The sequence below is a fragment of the Enterobacter sp. R4-368 genome (assembly GCF_000410515.1).
Taxonomy (GTDB): domain Bacteria; phylum Pseudomonadota; class Gammaproteobacteria; order Enterobacterales; family Enterobacteriaceae; genus Kosakonia.
Genome location: NC_021500.1, coordinates 3,138,689 through 3,157,335 on the forward strand (window position 1 = coordinate 3,138,689; position 18,647 = coordinate 3,157,335).

Annotated in this window: 13 protein-coding genes, 2 tRNA genes, 1 rRNA gene and 1 riboswitch; of the genes, 12 read left to right on the top strand and 4 right to left on the bottom strand. The window is 54.2% G+C overall.

The genetic code is table 11. From position 1 onward, the window contains the following. Window positions 1–6: 6 nt before the first annotated feature. Window positions 7–2,658 carry a phosphoenolpyruvate carboxylase gene (gene ppc, locus H650_RS14800; protein ID WP_020455969.1) on the bottom strand — a complete coding sequence of 884 codons (2,652 nt, stop codon included), beginning with the start codon at window positions 2,656–2,658 and terminating at the stop codon, window positions 7–9. A gap of 262 nt (window positions 2,659–2,920) precedes the next feature. Beyond that, complete coding sequence (argE, locus tag H650_RS14805) at window positions 2,921–4,072, bottom strand: acetylornithine deacetylase (RefSeq protein WP_020455970.1); 1,152 nt, start codon at window positions 4,070–4,072, stop codon at window positions 2,921–2,923. Window positions 4,073–4,241: 169 nt separating this feature from the next. Here argE and argC point away from each other — a divergent pair, with 169 nt between their 5' ends. The 4 genes from argC to oxyR all read left to right on the top strand — a co-directional run bounded on the left by argC (window position 4,242) and on the right by oxyR (window position 8,670). Next, window positions 4,242–5,246, top strand: coding sequence for an N-acetyl-gamma-glutamyl-phosphate reductase (gene argC / locus H650_RS14810; RefSeq protein WP_020455971.1), 1,005 nt, complete (start codon window positions 4,242–4,244; stop codon window positions 5,244–5,246). Window positions 5,247–5,266: 20 nt separating this feature from the next. Continuing rightward, complete coding sequence (gene argB, locus H650_RS14815; RefSeq protein WP_020455972.1) at window positions 5,267–6,043, top strand: acetylglutamate kinase; 777 nt, start codon at window positions 5,267–5,269, stop codon at window positions 6,041–6,043. Window positions 6,044–6,117: 74 nt separating this feature from the next. After that, window positions 6,118–7,491, top strand: a complete 1,374-nt coding sequence (argH, locus tag H650_RS14820) for an argininosuccinate lyase (protein ID WP_020455973.1) — start codon at window positions 6,118–6,120, stop codon at window positions 7,489–7,491. 261 nt (window positions 7,492–7,752) lie between these two features. Then, window positions 7,753–8,670 (top strand): DNA-binding transcriptional regulator OxyR, encoded by a 918-nt coding sequence (gene oxyR / locus H650_RS14825; RefSeq protein ID WP_017459619.1) that lies wholly within the window; start codon window positions 7,753–7,755, stop codon window positions 8,668–8,670. Here oxyR and sthA read toward each other — a convergent pair. Continuing rightward, window positions 8,653–10,053, bottom strand: a complete 1,401-nt coding sequence (gene sthA / locus H650_RS14830; protein WP_044489539.1) for a Si-specific NAD(P)(+) transhydrogenase — start codon at window positions 10,051–10,053, stop codon at window positions 8,653–8,655. The genes oxyR and sthA overlap by 18 nt on opposite strands. Before the next feature lie 196 nt (window positions 10,054–10,249). Here sthA and fabR point away from each other — a divergent pair, with 196 nt between their 5' ends. From fabR to H650_RS14845, 3 genes are all read left to right on the top strand, one after another. After that, on the top strand, window positions 10,250–10,894 hold the full coding sequence (gene fabR / locus H650_RS14835) for an HTH-type transcriptional repressor FabR (protein ID WP_017459617.1): 645 nt from the start codon (window positions 10,250–10,252) through the stop codon (window positions 10,892–10,894). Window positions 10,895–10,897: 3 nt separating this feature from the next. Further along, on the top strand, window positions 10,898–11,257 hold the full coding sequence (locus tag H650_RS14840) for a YijD family membrane protein (protein ID WP_020455977.1): 360 nt from the start codon (window positions 10,898–10,900) through the stop codon (window positions 11,255–11,257). Between the two features lie 242 nt (window positions 11,258–11,499). Further along, window positions 11,500–11,949, top strand: coding sequence for a cupin domain-containing protein (locus tag H650_RS14845; protein ID WP_020455979.1), 450 nt, complete (start codon window positions 11,500–11,502; stop codon window positions 11,947–11,949). Window positions 11,950–12,215: 266 nt separating this feature from the next. Here H650_RS14845 and trmA read toward each other — a convergent pair whose 3' ends face one another. Further along, window positions 12,216–13,322 carry a tRNA (uridine(54)-C5)-methyltransferase TrmA gene (trmA, locus tag H650_RS14850; RefSeq protein WP_020455980.1) on the bottom strand — a complete coding sequence of 369 codons (1,107 nt, stop codon included), beginning with the start codon at window positions 13,320–13,322 and terminating at the stop codon, window positions 12,216–12,218. Between the two features lie 117 nt (window positions 13,323–13,439). Next, window positions 13,440–13,611: riboswitch (cobalamin riboswitch) on the top strand. Between the two features lie 65 nt (window positions 13,612–13,676). Between trmA and btuB the strand changes: the two genes are divergently transcribed. The 5 genes from btuB (at window position 13,677) to H650_RS14875 (ending at window position 18,555) form a co-directional block, all read left to right on the top strand. After that, on the top strand, window positions 13,677–15,527 hold the full coding sequence (gene btuB / locus H650_RS14855) for a TonB-dependent vitamin B12 receptor BtuB (RefSeq protein WP_020455981.1): 1,851 nt from the start codon (window positions 13,677–13,679) through the stop codon (window positions 15,525–15,527). Then, on the top strand, window positions 15,472–16,323 hold the full coding sequence (gene murI, locus H650_RS14860) for a glutamate racemase (protein WP_044489540.1): 852 nt from the start codon (window positions 15,472–15,474) through the stop codon (window positions 16,321–16,323). Before btuB ends, murI begins: the two co-directional genes overlap by 56 nt. A 359-nt stretch (window positions 16,324–16,682) precedes the next feature. Next, window positions 16,683–18,222: ribosomal RNA gene (locus H650_RS14865) — 16S ribosomal RNA — on the top strand. Window positions 18,223–18,292: 70 nt separating this feature from the next. Next, window positions 18,293–18,369: transfer RNA gene (locus tag H650_RS14870), tRNA-Ile, on the top strand. 110 nt (window positions 18,370–18,479) lie between these two features. Then, window positions 18,480–18,555, top strand: a tRNA-Ala gene (locus H650_RS14875). Window positions 18,556–18,647: the final 92 nt, after the last annotated feature.

Genomic DNA, 18,647 nt, shown 5'->3' on the forward strand with positions numbered 1-18,647 from the left:
GCGAAATTAACCGGTATTACGCATACCCGCCGCCACCCCGGCGATCGTGACCATCAGCGCTTGCTCAACGCGGTGATCCGGCTCTTTGCCTTCTTCTTCCGCAAGGCGCGAGCGGTGCAGCAGCTCGGCCTGCAACACGTTCAGCGGGTCGGTATAGATGTTACGCAACTGGATGGATTCGGCGATCCACGGCAGATCGGCCATTAAGTGCGAGTCGTTGGCGATTGCCAGCACCACTTTGATATCCGCTTCCAGCAGTTTGCGCAGCTCACTACCCAGCGCCCACAGTTCAGGTTTCACCAGACGCTGATCGTAGTATTCCGCCAGCCACAGGTCGGCTTTTGAGAACACCATCTCCAGCATGCCCAGACGAGTGGAGAAGAAGGGCCAGTCGCGGCACATGGCTTCCAGCTCGCTCTGTTTGCCGTCTTCCACCACTTTCTGCAACGCCGCGCCCGCGCCCAGCCAGGCTGGCAGCATCAGGCGGTTTTGCGTCCAGGCGAAGATCCATGGGATCGCGCGCAGCGATTCAACGCCGCCGGTCGGGCGACGTTTCGCCGGGCGAGAACCCAGCGGCAGTTTACCCAGTTCCTGCTCCGGCGTGGCGGAACGGAAGTACGGTACGAAATCTTTGTTTTCGCGCACATAGCCGCGGTACATATCGCAGGAGATGGTTGAGAGCTCGTCCATAATATGGCGCCACTCGGTTTTCGGCTCCGGCGGCGGCAGCAGGTTGGCTTCCATGATCGCGCTGGTATAGAGCGACAAGCTGCTGATGGTGACTTCCGGCAGACCGTATTTGAAGCGGATCATTTCGCCCTGTTCGGTCACGCGCAAACCCCCTTTCAGGCTGCCTGGCGGTTGCGAAAGCAGTGCGGCATGAGCCGGCGCGCCGCCACGGCCAATCGAGCCGCCGCGACCGTGGAACAGTGTCAGTTCGATTCCTGCTTTTTCGCAGGTTTTGATTAATGCGTCCTGCGCCTGGTACTGCGCCCAGGAAGCGGCCATCACGCCCGCGTCTTTCGCCGAGTCGGAGTAGCCAATCATCACCATCTGTTTGCCCTGGATAAAGCCGCGATACCAGTCGATATTCAGCAACTGGGTCATCACGTCGTCGGCGTTATTCAGGTCATCAAGGGTTTCAAACAGCGGCGCGACCGGCAGCGCAAAACCGATACCGGCTTCTTTCAGCAGCAGGTGAACTGCCAGCACGTCTGAAGGCGTCTTCGCCATTGAGATCACATACGCGGCGATAGATCCGCGCGGCGCTTCGGCGATCACCCGGCAGGTGTCCAGCACTTCGCGGGTCTCTTCGCTTGGCTCCCACTGGCGCGGCAACAGCGGACGTTTAGAGTTCAGTTCGCGGATCAGGAATGCCTGTTTGTCCGCTTCCGACCAGCTTTCGTAGTCGCCAATACCCAGGTAACGCGTTAATTCGCCCAGCGCTTCCGTATGACGGGTGCTCTCCTGGCGAATGTCGATGCGTACCAGCGGCACGCCAAAACTCTTCACGCGGCGTAATGTATCGAGCAGTTCCCCGTTGGCGATAATGCCCATGCCGCAGGCCTGCAACGATTTATAACAGGCGTAGAGCGGTTCCCACAGTTGCTCGTTTTGCACCAGCAGTCCGGCCGGTTTCGGTAATTTCTGGCCTTTCAGGCGCGCTTCCAGCCAGGCCTGGGTGGCCATCAGATCGCCGCGCAGCTTCTTCATCAGGTAACGATACGGTTCACGCGCGCCTTCTGCGCCCGCCAGTTCGCGCAACTCGTCGGTACACTCCACCATCGACAGTTCGGAAATCAGCAACTGAATGTCCTTCAGGAACAGATCGGTTGCTTTCCAGCGGCTGAGCAGCAGGACATGACGGGTGATATCAGCGGTAACGTTCGGGTTGCCGTCACGGTCGCCGCCCATCCACGAGGTAAAACGCACCGGAACAAAGTCCACCGGCAGTTTGTAATTGAGGTTCTCTTCCAGCTGTTCGTTCAGCTCGCGCAGGTAATTTGGCACGCCTTCCCACAGGCTGTTTTCCACCACCGCAAAGCCCCATTTGGCTTCATCTACCGGGCTTGGACGGTTTCTGCGGATTTCATCGGTGTGCCAGGACTGGGCAATCAACTGGCGCAGGCGGCGCATCAGCTGGTGGCGTTCATAATCGGCGATATCGCTGTTATCTAGCTGCTTTAAGCAGTTATTCACTTCCACCATTTTGTGGATCAGCGTACGGCGAGTAATTTCGGTCGGGTGCGCAGTCAGCACCAGCTCCAGCGACAGTGATTCAATCGCTTTAATAATTGTGGCTTCGTTGAGATTGGGTTGGTCTTTCAGCTTTCTGATGGTCTGGGCAATCACTTCCGGGTTGCTGGCCGCTTCGCCTTTCGCTGAAATGCTATGGTATTGCTCGGCGGTGTTAGCAAGGTTCAGGAACTGGCTAAACGCGCGGGCTACCGGCAGCAGTTCGTCATTGGACAGATTCTGCAAGGTGGTGAGCAGTTCCTGACGGCTGGCTTCATTCCCGGCGCGGGAGGACTTGGACAGCTTACGGATTGTTTCTACCCGGTCGAGAATGTTCTCGCCGAGAGCATCCTTAATGGTATCTCCCAGCAGTTTGCCGAGCATACTGACATTACTACGCAAAGCGGAATATTGTTCGTTCATGTTACCCCAGACACCCCATCTCATTTTATTTTGTTATACCTGCCGTTGCGCAGATATAAGACACCGTCTTTTATAAAGCCACGTAAAACCCACCGCGTCAATTGTTGCGAAATCGCTTCAGCAAACGAATAAATGTCGGCAATTTACGAAATTTAATTCGCATCGTGTCCAATAAGTATTGCTTATGGGATCGTGACAATTGTCACGCTTTTTCGCACATAAAAACCCCCTCATACGAGGGGGTAAAAAAGCGAAAATCACTTCAGTGCCAGCAGAAATGATGAACGACCTGGGTGATGAGTTCGCGTGTTGGTTTAATAAAGCGGGTTTCCAGATATTCATCCGGCTGATGCGCCTGGTTAATAGACCCCGGCCCCAGCACCAGCGTCGGGCAAAGTGTCTGAATAAAGGGCGCTTCGGTGCAGTAGTTCACTACCTCGGTTTCGACGCCGAGCAGTTTTTCTACCACTTCCACCAGTTGGTGATCCGGCGGGCATTCGTATCCCGGGATCGGCGGGTGCAGTTCAGAAACGGTTAAACGACCCGGCCAGCGGGAACTTACCGGCTCCAGCGCATCGTTTAACAGCCCATTGAGATCGTTAAGTGTCATGCCCGGTAGCGGACGAATATCCATATGCAGTTCGCAACAGGCGCAGATACGGTTTGCCGCATCACCACCGTGAATATGCCCAAGGTTCAATGTTGGATACGGCACGGTGAACGCGTCGTAGTGATAACGTTCTTTCAGGCTGTCGCGTAGTTGCAGAATATGGCCGATGGCATCGTGCATCAGTTCGATGGCGTTGACGCCGCGCGCCGGATCGCTGGAGTGGCCGGATTGACCAAGAATGCGAATCGCATTGGAGATATGGCCTTTATGCGCACGCACCGGCTGCAAAGAGGTCGGTTCGCCAATGATGGCGCAGTCCGGGCGCAGCTGCGTGTTCTCGGAGAAATAGCGCGCACCGGCCATGCTGGTCTCTTCATCGGCGGTGGCGAGCACATACAGCGGCTTGCTCAGTTTTGTCACATCGACGTCACGCAGCGCATCAAGAATAAAGGCGAAAAAGCCTTTCATGTCGGCGGTGCCCAGACCGTAGAGCTTGTTGTCATGCTCGGTCAGCGTGAACGGGTCGCGCGTCCAGCGACCATCATCGAACGGCACTGTGTCGGTGTGACCGGTCAGCAACAGGCCGCCCGCGCCGGTTCCGGCACTGGCAAGCATATTGAATTTGTTACGGGTGCCGGGAACCGGCTGCACTTCAACCTTGAAACCGAGATCGCCAAACCATCCAGCCAGCAAATTGATTAAAGACGCATTGCTCTGATCCAGCGCTTCTTCCGTCGCGCTGATCGACGGCGTGGCTATCAGGGCGCGGTAGATCTCGATAAATGGTGGCAAATTCATTTTCATTGTTGACATACCTGAGTTCGTGATAGTATCAATATTCATGCACTAAATGTGAATAAAAATACATTAATGTTGAGCGTAAAGGAACCCATGCGGCGACTTTGCTCAGCGACGCGGGATTGATGCCGAGTCTTTCCCTGGCACACATGACGTAAGAAGGTAAACCGCCCCAATGTTGAACACATTAATTGTGGGTGCCAGCGGTTATGCTGGTGCAGAGCTAGTGACCTATGTAAATCGCCATCCTCATATGAACATAACCGCGTTGACGGTTTCTGCGCAAAGTAATGATGCAGGAAAATGTATCTCTGATTTACATCCGCAGTTGAAAGGCATTGTTGATCTCCCGTTACAACCGATGTCCGATATTGGCGATTTCCTGGAGGGCGTTGATATTGTCTTCCTCGCCACTGCCCATGAAGTGAGCCACGATCTGGCGCCAACCTGCCTGGCGGCGGGATGTGTGGTGTTCGATCTCTCTGGTGCGTTCCGCGTTAACGATCCCGCGTTTTACGAAAAATTCTACGGCTTCACCCATCAGCATACCGATCTGCTGGCACAGGCGGTGTATGGGCTGGCGGAGTGGAACCATGACAAACTGAAAGAAGCGCAATTAATTGCCGTGCCGGGGTGCTATCCGACGGCGGCGCAGTTGTCATTAAAACCGTTGATCGACGCCGGGCTGCTGGATCTGAACCAATGGCCGGTGATCAACGCCACCAGCGGCGTAAGCGGCGCGGGGCGCAAAGCGGCGCTTTCTAACAGTTTCTGCGAAGTGAGCCTGCAACCGTACGGTGTTTTCAACCATCGCCACCATCCGGAAATCGCCACTCACCTTGGCGCGAGTGTGATCTTCACCCCGCACCTGGCGAGCTTCCCGCGTGGGATCCTTGAAACCATCACCTGCCGTTTGCAACCGGGCGTTACCCACGCACAGGTGGCGGATGTATTCAAACAAGCGTATGGCGATAAACCGCTGGTGCGTCTGTATGACAAAGGCGTTCCGGCGTTGAAAAACGTGGTTGGCCTGCCGTTCTGCGATATCGGTTTTGCGGTACAGGATGAGCACCTGATTGTCGTCGCCACGGAAGATAACCTGTTGAAAGGCGCGGCGGCGCAGGCAGTACAGTGCGCGAATATTCGTTTTGGCTATGCTGAAACTCAGTCACTTATTTAAATTGAACAGGCGTGATCGTGATGATGAATCCATTAATTATTAAGCTCGGTGGCGTACTGCTGGATAGCGAGGAAGCGCTGGAGCGTTTGTTTACGGCACTGGTGCACTATCGTGAATCTCATCAGCGCCCGTTAGTGATTGTCCACGGCGGCGGCTGCGTGGTGGATGAGCTGATGAAACAGCTTAACCTGCCGGTTAAAAAGAAAAATGGCCTGCGCGTAACCCCGGCGGATCAGATTGACATCATCACCGGTGCGCTGGCCGGTACGGCCAACAAAACCCTGCTGGCGTGGGCGAAGAAACACCATATCGCCTCTGTCGGCCTGTTCCTCGGTGATGGCGACAGCGTGAAAGTAACGCAACTGGATGAAGAACTGGGGCATGTCGGCCTGGCACAACCGGGTTCACCGAAACTGATCAATGCGCTGCTTGATGGCGGCTTTTTGCCGGTGATCAGCTCCATCGGCGTCACCGATGAAGGTGAGCTGATGAACGTCAACGCCGACCAGGCAGCAACCGCACTGGCTGCAACATTGGGCGCAGATCTGATTCTGCTCTCCGATGTAAGCGGTATTCTGGATGGCAAAGGCCAGCGTATTGCCGAGATGACAGCGGCGAAAGCGGAGCAACTGATTGCCCAGGGCATCATTACCGATGGCATGATCGTAAAAGTAAACGCGGCGCTGGACGCGGCGCGCACGCTGGGTCGCCCGGTGGATATCGCCTCCTGGCGTCATGCCGAGCAGCTACCCGCGCTGTTTAACGGCACGCCGATCGGCACCCGTATTCTGGCGTAACGACACAACAATTTATGTAGGCCGGGCAGGCGTTGCGCCGTCCGGCAAAACGGATAAAGAGAAGGAAGCAAACTATGGCACTTTGGGGCGGGCGTTTTACTCAGGCAGCGGATCAACGGTTCAAACAGTTCAACGACTCTTTGCGCTTTGACTATCGCCTGGCGGAGCAGGATATCGTTGGCTCTGTGGCCTGGTCTAAAGCGCTGGTAACCGTTGGCGTGCTGACTGCGGCTGAGCAGCAGCAACTGGAAGAAGCGTTGAATAATCTGCTGGAAGAGGTGCGCGCTAATCCGCAGCAGATCCTGCAAAGCGACGCGGAAGATATTCACAGTTGGGTGGAAGGCAAGTTGATCGATAAAGTGGGTCAACTGGGCAAAAAACTGCATACCGGGCGCAGCCGTAATGACCAGGTAGCGACCGATCTGAAACTGTGGTGTAAAGACACCATCAGTGAATTGCTGCTGGCGAATCGCCAGCTGCAGAGCGCGCTGGTGGTGACGGCGGAAAATAACCAGGACGCAGTCATGCCAGGTTACACGCACCTGCAACGTGCGCAGCCGGTGTCGTTCGCGCACTGGTCGCTGGCCTATGTTGAGATGCTGGCGCGTGATGAAAGCCGCTTGCAGGATACGCTAAAACGCCTGGATGTCAGCCCGCTGGGCAGCGGCGCGCTGGCGGGAACGGCTTATGAAATCGACCGTGAGCAGTTAGCGGGCTGGCTGGGTTTTGCCTCGGCAACCCGCAACAGCCTGGACAGCGTATCCGACCGCGACCACGTGCTGGAACTGCTCTCTGACGCTTCAATCGGCATGGTGCATCTGTCGCGCTTTGCCGAAGATCTGATTTTCTTTAACTCCGGCGAAGCGGCGTTTGTTGAGCTTTCTGACCGCGTAACCTCTGGTTCTTCACTGATGCCGCAAAAGAAAAACCCGGATGCGCTGGAGCTGATCCGTGGTAAATGCGGCCGTGTGCAGGGCGCGTTAACCGGCATGATGATGACGCTTAAAGGCCTGCCGCTGGCGTACAACAAAGACATGCAGGAAGACAAAGAAGGGCTGTTCGATGCGCTCGACACCTGGCTTGACTGCCTGCACATGGCGGCGCTGGTGCTGGACGGCATTCAGGTGAAACGCCCGCGTTGTCAGGAAGCGGCGCAGCAGGGGTACGCCAATGCCACCGAACTGGCGGATTACCTTGTCGCGAAAGGTGTACCGTTTCGCGAAGCGCACCACATCGTTGGTGAAGCGGTGGTGGAAGCGATTCGCCAGGGCAAACCGCTGGAAGATCTGCCACTTGCCGATCTGCAAAAATTCAGCGATGTGATTGGCGATGATGTTTATCCCATTCTGTCACTGCAATCCTGCCTTGATAAACGTGCGGCGAAAGGCGGCGTGTCACCGGTGCAGGTCGCGCAGGCCATTGCGGATGCGAAGGCGCGGTTGGTGTAAGCACGTTACAGTTTGCAAACAGGAGCCTGGCGTTACGCCGGGCTTTTTTATGCAAAAAAATGCGGACGCTAAGGTCCGCAAAACGTTCACGTTGGCTTTAGTTGTTCAGAGAGAAACAGAGGATAGTTGCCTCATCACGGGTCAAGCTGAGGTGCCGCTTCGTTTCTGGTGCTAATTATTGAACAGAATGCTTGATAGGGATAATCGTTCGTTGCTATGCTATCTATCGCCATGAACTATCGTGGCGACGGAGGATGAATAATGAATATTCGTGATCTTGAGTACCTGGTGGCGTTAGCCGAACACCGCCATTTTCGCCGTGCAGCCGATTCTTGCCACGTCAGCCAGCCCACGCTGAGCGGGCAGATCCGTAAACTGGAAGATGAACTTGGCGTAATGCTGCTGGAGCGTACCAGCCGCAAAGTGCTGTTCACCCAGGCGGGTTTGTTGCTGGTAGATCAGGCGCGCACTGTGCTGCGCGAGGTCAAAGTGCTGAAGGAAATGGCAAGCCAGCAGGGGGAAACGATGTCCGGCCCGCTGCATATTGGCCTGATCCCAACCGTTGGACCTTACCTGTTGCCGCACATCATTCCGCTGTTGCACCAGACTTTCCCGAAACTGGAAATGTATCTGCATGAAGCGCAGACGCATCAACTTCTGGCGCAACTGGACAGCGGCAAGCTCGACTGCGCGATCCTCGCGCTGGTGAAAGAGAGCGAAGCCTTTATTGAGGTGCCGCTGTACGATGAGCCAATGATGCTGGCGATTTATGAAGATCATCCGTGGGCGAACCGCGAATGTGTGCCGATGGCTGACCTGGCGGGCGAAAAGCTGCTGATGCTGGAAGACGGGCACTGCCTGCGCGACCAGGCGATGGGCTTCTGCTTTGAGGCGGGTGCGGACGAAGATACCCATTTCCGTGCGACCAGCCTGGAAACGCTGCGCAATATGGTCGCCGCCGGGAGTGGCATCACGTTGCTGCCTGCGCTTTCCGTTCCGCGCGAGCGTAAACGCGATGGCGTGGTGTATCTGCCGTGCATCAAACCTGAACCGAAACGCACGGTTGGGCTGGTGTATCGCCCGGGTTCGCCGCTGCGCAGCCGCTATGAGCAGCTGGCAGAGGCCATCCGTGGTGCGATGGATGGCCATTTCGACACAGCGTTAAAACAGGCGGTTTAAGCCGTTTAATGCCGCTACCCGGTAGGCTTCCGCCATTGTCGGGTAGTTAAAAGTGGTGTTAACGAAGTACTCAATGGTGTTACCGCCACCTTTCTGCTCCATAATCGCCTGGCCGATATGAATAATTTCGGCCGCGCGCTCGCCAAAGCAGTGAATTCCCAAAATCTCTTTCGTTTCGCGGTGGAACAGGATCTTCAGCGTACCGACATTCATGCCGACAATCTGCGCCCGCGCCAGGTGTTTAAACTGCGCGCGACCCACTTCATACGGCACTTTCATGGCCGTGAGCTGCTGTTCGGTTTTGCCCACGGAACTGATCTCCGGAATGGTATAAATCCCGGTCGGAATATCTTCAATCAGATGCGCCGTGGCTTCGCCTTTGACCATCGCCTGCGCGGCAATGCGCCCCTGATCGTAAGCCGCTGATGCCAGGCTGGGGTAGCCAATCACATCGCCTACCGCATAGACGTGCGGCAGCGCGGTCTGGTACATGCTGTTAACCTTCAACTGACCGCGTCCGTCCGCTTCAAGGCCAATATTCGCCAGTTGCAGGCTGTCGGTGTTCCCGGTACGGCCGTTGGCGTAGAGCAGGCAGTCGGCTTTCAGTTTTTTGCCGGATTTCAGGTGCATAATCACCCCGTCATCCAGCGGCTCGATGCGCTCGTACTCTTCGTTATGGCGGATAACGACGCCGCTATTCCAGAAGTGATAAGAGAGTGAGTCCGACATCTCCTGATCAAGGAACGCCAGCAGGCGATCGCGGGTGTTAATCAGATCCACTTTGACGTTCATACCGCGGAAGATCGACGCATATTCGCAACCGATCACCCCCGCGCCGTAGATGATCACATGGCGGGGCTCGTGGTGCATATCGAGGATCGAGTCGCTGTCGTAAACACGGGGATGGGCAAAATCGACATCGGCCGGACGGTAGGGGCGTGAGCCGCAGGCGATAACAAATTTTTCGGCGGTGATGGTTTCGACAGTGCCGTCGTGGCACTCCAGCGCCAGTGTGTGGTCATCAATAAAATGGGCGTTGCCTTCTAAAATTTCGCAGCGGTTACGCTCATAAAAGCCCTGACGCATGCGCGTTTGCTGATTAATCACGCTTTCAGCATGGTTCAGGATATCGGCGAAAGAGGAGCGGAGAAGGCGGGTGTGGTCACTGTAGAGCGGGTTTTGGTTGAATTCGATAATACGGCTAACGGCGTGGCGCAACGCTTTTGAGGGGATAGTGCCCCAGTGCGTACAGCCGCCGCCGACATTGTGGTAACGCTCAATAACCGCGACCCGTGCTCCTTGTTTAACCAGGCCCATGGCTGCGCCTTCGCCGCCGGGGCCGGAGCCTATTACTATTGCATCATAATCGTAGGAATGTGGCATGGTAAGGCTTACCTGTTCTTATACATAAAAGCAACATAATACTAACATCAAAGCGGCGGTAACCCAATTATCGTTGTGCTCTTTTGCCACGAAAAAGAAGAAACTGCGCGTAAACAATCAGTCACAATCCAGTACAATCGGATCGGATTTATTCTCTGGTATAGTGCCAGCGGGCCCCTGGAAGGATTCAAACATCGTGATGGGTGTAAGAGCGCAACAAAAAGAGAGAACGCGGCGTTCGCTGATCGAAGCCGCATTTAGCCAACTCAGCGCGGAGCGCAGCTTCGCCAGCCTGAGCCTGCGGGAAGTCGCCCGTGAGGCAGGTATTGCGCCAACGTCTTTTTATCGTCATTTCCGGGATGTGGATGAACTCGGTCTGACCATGGTGGATGAAAGCGGGTTAATGCTGCGCCAGTTGATGCGCCAGGCGCGTCAGCGTATTGCGAAAGGCGGTAGCGTTATCCGCACATCAGTTTCCACATTTATGGAATTTATCGGCAATAATCCCAACGCTTTTCAGCTCCTGTTGCGGGAACGCTCCGGAACGTCCGCAGCCTTTCGTGCGGCGGTGGCGCGTGAGATCCAACATTTTATTGCGGAACTTGCCGACTACCTTGAACTCGAAAACCATATGCCGCGAGCGTTCACTGAAGCGCAAGCCGAAGCGATGGTGACGATTGTCTTCAACGCCGGCGCTGAAGCGCTGGATGTGGGGGCGGAACAACGCAGGCAACTAGAAGAGCGACTGGTACTACAATTGCGCATGATTTCAAAAGGCGCGTATTACTGGTATCGCCGTGAACAGGAAAAACTGGCGCATCAACCGACGAGTGAAGGATGAGTAATGAAACAGTCTGGTCAAGATAAAGGTACGTTGCTGCTGGCGCTCATCGCTGGCTTATCGATTAACGGTACGTTCTCCGCCGTGTTCAGCTCGATTGTACCGTTTTCAATATTCCCGATTATCTCGCTGGTGCTGACGGTGTATTGTCTGCATCAGCGCTATCAAAATCGCACGATGCCGGTGGGTCTGCCTGGCCTTGCCGCCGCGTGTTTTATCCTCGGTGTGCTGATTTACAGTACGGTGGTGCGCGCCGAGTATCCGGATATCGGTTCTAACTTCCTGCCTGCCGTTTTGTCGGTGGTGCTGGTTTTCTGGATTGGTTTTCGTCTGCGCGATCGCAAACACGAAGCCTCTGAATAAGCATTATCCCTTCTCCCTGCGAGAGGGGATTTTCATCCCCAATGAATCAAGCGTTGGGAATTATTCATTCCTTTTTTCTGCGCTTGCGAAATAATTCCCTGCCAGAATCCATCAATAATTTATTAATTAAAAAAATCTACGGTAAAACGCATTTCATCTGATGTACTAATCCGGCATTTTATTCGGTTGCCTGACGATCGCTTGATCCAGGTGGCAGGTTAAAATTAACTCTGGACATCCTCATGAAAAAAATAACACAACTTCTGTTAGCCACGGCCGGTTTAGTTATTTCGGTCGCCGCTTTCGCGGATACAATAAAAACGAATGAGAGCGAGCACCGTATTCCGGCGATAAAGCTCATTAATACGCCGGATAACCACTCGGCGTTTATTAAAGGTTCTGTTCCCTCGCTGGCGAAGCTCTCTTCGCAAAATCTCTACTTCAGCAATACATTCGAAGAGTGGCAGAAAGGGGTACATCCGGCACCGAAGAAGCAATACGTGGTGACGATGAAAGGCAAACTTAAGTTCAGGGTAAGCGATGGCTCAACCTTCATCATCGAACCCGGCACGGTTCTGCTTGCGGCAGACACGACGGGCGAAGGTCACAGCTGGGATATTGTCGACGGTAAAGAGTGGGTTCGCGTTTATATTCCGGTGGGCGATGATGACCACTTTATTGCCGATAAATAACCAGTGAACTGCATTATTTATCAGCCCTGTTTCGTGCGGGGCTGATCGCTTAATACTAGGAACAAATATCCCTGGTGATATAAATACCGCATCAGAACATTCACAAGCCATTATAAAAGAATGTTAGCGCGATCACGTTCCGCAATGGTCATTGTTCTGATAAATAAATAGTTGCATGCAGCAGTCATTTGCGTCTCACCGCTATTATTCGGCTGGCCTGATTGACAGGCCAGCCGTTAAACGGAATTGCCGGGTTTTATATAGCGCTATTTATTTTTACGCGTAAGCAGTACGCCGCACTCCATATGGTGCGTATACGGGAATTGATCGAACAGCGCCAGACGTGAAATATCGTGTGTCTGGCTCAATGCTTCCAGGTTTTTACACAGCGTTTCCGGGTTGCAGGAGATATACAGAATACGCGGATAGGCCTGCACCATTTTCTCGGTTTCCGCATCCAGCCCGCTGCGCGGTGGATCGACGAAAATCGTTTCGCACTGGTAGCTCGCAAGATCGATACCCTGCAAGCGGTTAAAAGCGCGCACGCCATTCATCGCCTGCGTAAATTCTTCGGCGGACATGCGGATAATCTGCACGTTATCAATGTGGTTAGCCGCGATATTGTATTGCGCTGCCGCCACGGACGGTTTGGCGATTTCGGTTGCCAGCACGCGATCGAAATTGCGTGCCAGCGCCAGCGAGAAGTTGCCATTGCCGCAATACAGCTCCAGCAGATCGCCCGTTGAATCGCGCGTGACATCAAGCGCCCATTCCAGCATTTGGATATTCATCGCGGCGTTAGGCTGCGTAAAGCTGTTCTCTACCTGGCGGTAGATCATCTCTCTGCCACCGACCGGCAGACGCTCATCGACAAAATCCTGATCCAGCTCGATTTTAGTTTTGGTCGCACGGCCAATTAACTGCACATTCAGATTCCGGGCGCGCAGTGCGTCACGCAGGTGCGCGGCTTCTGCCTGCCATTCATCATCCAGCTTTTTGTGATAGAGCAGAGTGACAATCGCCTGGTTGCTCATGGTGCTCAGGTAATCAATCTGGAACAGTTTATGACGCAGTGTTTTATTGCCGCGTACCGCCTCGATCATCACCGTCATTAATTGGTTAATCAGCTCGCTTGCCGCCGGGAAGCTGTCCACGCGGATCCGCGATTTCGTCTGCTGATCGAAAATGATGTGGTAGAGATCGTCGCCGTCATGCCAGATGCGGAATTCGGCGCGCATACGGTAATGGCTGACCGGTGAGCGGAACACCTCCGGAAGCGGCGCGGAAAAAGGCGTCATCATTGATTGCAGACGCACCACTTTTTCGGCCAGCTGGGCTTCGTACTGTTCTGTCGGCAGGTGTTCGGGGGTCATCATGCTTCCTGAGTGATTAAGAATAACGCGGGGATTGTAGGCATTGCTCAGGCGATGTCCAGCCCCGGATGTGAGCTAAATAGTCAGTTAGCAGTCTGGACATCCATATGTTACAGAATGTAGCATCCTTGTTCCGGTCCTGTGAGTTAAAAGGGAACCCAGTGAGAATCTGGGGCTGACGCGCAGCGGTAAGGATCAAGGTGAGAGAGCAGACACTGCCTGTTGGGTGGGAAGTCGCTTTCTTGATGTACCTCCAAGCCCGAAGACCTGCCGGTATACGTCGCATCTGGTGACATCATCGCGTGCTATTGATGGAACCTGCGGCATCCTTACTCTTTTGTGGATGCTTTCACAATGATTAAAAAAGCTTCGCTGCTGACGGCGCTCTCCGTCACAGCTTTTTCCGGCTGGGCGCAAGATAGCAGCTCAGACACTTTGGTGGTGACAGCAAATCGTTTTCAACAACCGGCTAAGACGGTGCTTGCACCAACTGAAGTGGTGACGCGTGAGGACATCGATCGCTGGCAGTCGCGCTCACTGGTTGATGTGCTGCGTCGCCTGCCTGGAGTTGATATCGCGCAAAACGGCGGATTAGGCCAGACCGCTTCGGTTTATGTGCGGGGTACAGAAGCGAAACACCTGCTGCTGCTGATTGATGGCGTACCGGTTGCGCGCTCAGGGATTTCCAACGATCCCGAGCTGAATCAAATCCCGCTCTCTTTAGTGCAACGTGTTGAATATATTCGCGGGCCGCGCTCTGCCGTGTATGGCTCCGGGGCGATTGGCGGCGTGGTTAACGTCATTACCATGACCGGCAATGAGAAATCACAAATCAATGCCGGCGTAGGCTCGAAAGGCTATCAGACCTACGACGGTACGCTGCGCCAGCGCTTTGGCGACACCGTGGCGACGGCGGCGGGTTCTTATACCAGCACACGCGGTTTTAATGTGCAGCCCGGTTCAACCTGGGATCATGACAGTGATCGCGATGGTTATCGCAACAAAACGTTCTGGGGCAGCCTGCAGCACAAGTTCAACGATAACGTCGACGGTTTCTTTCGCGGCTACAACTTTAGCAATAACGTGGATTACGATCTTGGCAGCCCACCGTTCGCGCCAGACTATAGCGCCGATGAGCGTCAACTGTTTGTGCAGGGTTGGGATACCGGACTGAATTTCGCCGAGGGGATCTATTCGTCCCAGTTGCTGGCCAGCTACCAGAAAAGCAAAGACTACAACTACAGCAGCATTTATGGCCGTTATAACGACGGCACCACGCTGGATGATATGGAGCAGCGATACATTCAGTGGGGTAACAACGTTGATGTCGGCAAAGGTTCTGTTGGCGCGGGCGTAGACTGGAAACAAGAGCGGCTGGTTTCATCGAATAAAACGACGCGCGATGCTTATGAGCGTGAGAATACGGGCTTGTACCTGAACGGGATGCAGCAGTTCGGCGATGTCACGCTGGAAGCCTCGGGCCGTGAAGATAAAGATGACGAGTTCGGCTGGCATGGTACCTGGCAGACCGCTGCCGGCTGGGAGTTCGTTGAAAACTACCGTCTGACCGTCTCTTATGGCACTGGCTTCCTGGCGCCTTCTTTAGGCCAGCAGTTTGGTGCGAAGCGTTTTGGCATTGCTTCCAACCCGAACCTGAAACCGGAAGAGTCCAGACAGTGGGAAGCGGGTGTTGAAGGCTTAACCGGCCCGCTGGACTGGCGTTTGTCTGCCTATCGCTATGAGATTGAAAACCTGATCACCTATAGCAATACGGCTTACTACAACATCAACTCTGCCACTATTAAAGGCGTTGAGTGGACGGGCAGCGTAGATACCGGCATTTTCTCGCATCGCGTGACGCTGCAATACATTGATCCGCGTGATGATGAAACCAATGAAGTGCTGCCGCGTCGTGCGAAGCGTCAGGCGAAGTACCAGCTTGACTGGTCCGTATTGAATGTCGATATGGATCTGGCCTGGGAGTACTTCGGTAAGCGCTATGACAACCGCACGTCAACCTATAATCCTGAGCAACGTATTTTGCCAAGTTATAGTACGGTTGATTTTTCTGCCTCATATCCTGTGACCTCTCATTTAACAGTTCGTGGTAAAATCGCCAACCTGTTCGATAAAGAGTACGAGACAGCATATGGCTACCAAACTGCAGGACGGGAATACACCTTGTCTGGCAGCTACACCTTCTGACGCACGTCCCACCGTGCTGGTGTTTGACTCCGGCGTCGGTGGGTTATCCGTTTATGATGAGATCCGGCATCTCCTGCCGGATCTGCATTACATCTACGCGTTTGACAATGTCGCTTTCCCCTATGGTGAGAAAAGCGAAGCGTTTATTGTTGAGCGCGTTGTCGAAATCGTCGCCGCCGTTCAGGCCCAATACCCCCTCGCACTGGCCGTTATTGCCTGTAATACGGCGAGCACCGTATCTTTGCCCGCGCTGCGGGAGACGTTTTCCTTCCCTGTCGTCGGCGTAGTGCCTGCCATCAAACCCGCCGCGCGTCTAACGGCGAACGGCGTGGTAGGGCTGCTGGCCACGCGGGGTACGGTGAAGCGTCCTTATACACACGAACTGATTTCGCGTTTCGCGAATGAGTGTCGGATTGAGATGCTGGGTTCGGCGGAGCTGGTTGTATTGGCGGAAGCGAAACTGCATGGTGAAGCGGTCTCGCTGGATGAACTGCGCCATATCCTTCGCCCCTGGCTGCGTATGAAAGAGCCGCCGGATACGGTGGTGCTGGGATGTACGCACTTTCCTTTACTGCAAGACGAGTTGCTGCAAGTGCTGCCGGAAGGAACGCGTTTGATTGATTCAGGCGCGGCAATTGCGCGTCGTACTGCCTGGCTGCTTGAACACGAAGCGCCGGATGCGAAATCTTCCGATGAGAATATTGCCTATTGCATGGCATTAACGCCAGAGACTGCGCAATTATTGCCCGTTTTGCAGCGCTATGGGTTCAAAAAGCTCGAAAAACTGGCGCTTTAGCGCAGTTTTGCGCAAAAAAGAGACGGTTGAAAAGTTTTTTGAAATTAGGGGTTGTCAGCGGGAATTAACTCCCTATAATGCGCCTCCACTGACACGGCACAACGGCAAACACACCGGCCTGTCAGGTGAAGCAATCTGAAAATAAACAGTTGACTTCACAGCGGGAAAGCGTAGTATACGCAACCCGCGCCGCAGCAAAAAGCGAGGCGGCACTGCTCTTTAACAATTTATCAGACAATCTGTGTGGGCACTCAGGGTGACTGGATTCTTGACGTCGCAAGACGAAAAATGAATACCAAGTCTCAACGAGTGAACACGTAATTCATTACGAAGTTTAATTCATTGAGCATCAAACTTTTAAATTGAAGAGTTTGATCATGGCTCAGATTGAACGCTGGCGGCAGGCCTAACACATGCAAGTCGAACGGTAGCACAGAGAGCTTGCTCTCGGGTGACGAGTGGCGGACGGGTGAGTAATGTCTGGGAAACTGCCTGATGGAGGGGGATAACTACTGGAAACGGTAGCTAATACCGCATAACGTCGCAAGACCAAAGAGGGGGACCTTCGGGCCTCTTGCCATCAGATGTGCCCAGATGGGATTAGCTAGTAGGTGGGGTAACGGCTCACCTAGGCGACGATCCCTAGCTGGTCTGAGAGGATGACCAGCCACACTGGAACTGAGACACGGTCCAGACTCCTACGGGAGGCAGCAGTGGGGAATATTGCACAATGGGCGCAAGCCTGATGCAGCCATGCCGCGTGTATGAAGAAGGCCTTCGGGTTGTAAAGTACTTTCAGCGGGGAGGAAGGGAGTAAGGTTAATAACCTTGCTCATTGACGTTACCCGCAGAAGAAGCACCGGCTAACTCCGTGCCAGCAGCCGCGGTAATACGGAGGGTGCAAGCGTTAATCGGAATTACTGGGCGTAAAGCGCACGCAGGCGGTCTGTCAAGTCGGATGTGAAATCCCCGGGCTCAACCTGGGAACTGCATCCGAAACTGGCAGGCTTGAGTCTCGTAGAGGGAGGTAGAATTCCAGGTGTAGCGGTGAAATGCGTAGAGATCTGGAGGAATACCGGTGGCGAAGGCGGCCTCCTGGACGAAGACTGACGCTCAGGTGCGAAAGCGTGGGGAGCAAACAGGATTAGATACCCTGGTAGTCCACGCCGTAAACGATGTCTATTTGGAGGTTGTGCCCTTGAGGCGTGGCTTCCGGAGCTAACGCGTTAAATAGACCGCCTGGGGAGTACGGCCGCAAGGTTAAAACTCAAATGAATTGACGGGGGCCCGCACAAGCGGTGGAGCATGTGGTTTAATTCGATGCAACGCGAAGAACCTTACCTGGTCTTGACATCCACAGAACTTTCCAGAGATGGATTGGTGCCTTCGGGAACTGTGAGACAGGTGCTGCATGGCTGTCGTCAGCTCGTGTTGTGAAATGTTGGGTTAAGTCCCGCAACGAGCGCAACCCTTATCCTTTGTTGCCAGCGGTTAGGCCGGGAACTCAAAGGAGACTGCCAGTGATAAACTGGAGGAAGGTGGGGATGACGTCAAGTCATCATGGCCCTTACGACCAGGGCTACACACGTGCTACAATGGCGCATACAAAGAGAAGCGACCTCGCGAGAGCAAGCGGACCTCATAAAGTGCGTCGTAGTCCGGATTGGAGTCTGCAACTCGACTCCATGAAGTCGGAATCGCTAGTAATCGTGGATCAGAATGCCACGGTGAATACGTTCCCGGGCCTTGTACACACCGCCCGTCACACCATGGGAGTGGGTTGCAAAAGAAGTAGGTAGCTTAACCTTCGGGAGGGCGCTTACCACTTTGTGATTCATGACTGGGGTGAAGTCGTAACAAGGTAACCGTAGGGGAACCTGCGGTTGGATCACCTCCTTACCTTAAAGAACCTGCCTCTGCAGTGTCCACACAGATTGTCTGATGAAATACGAGCAGTAAAAATCTCTGCAGGCTTGTAGCTCAGGTGGTTAGAGCGCACCCCTGATAAGGGTGAGGTCGGTGGTTCAAGTCCACTCAGGCCTACCAAATTTTCCCTGAATACTGCGTTGTCAAATGACTCGCATACTGATTGTATGCTTCGCCATTTGACGCCTTGTCTCAGGAAAAATTACGGGTATACGGGATTTAACTACGATGGGGCTATAGCTCAGCTGGGAGAGCGCCTGCTTTGCACGCAGGAGGTCTGCGGTTCGATCCCGCATAGCTCCACCATCTTTACTGTTCGGCACAAGAAAACTTCAGAGTACACATTCTGTGTGTGCTGCGAAGTTTTGCTCTTTAAAAATCTGGATCAAGCTGAAAAT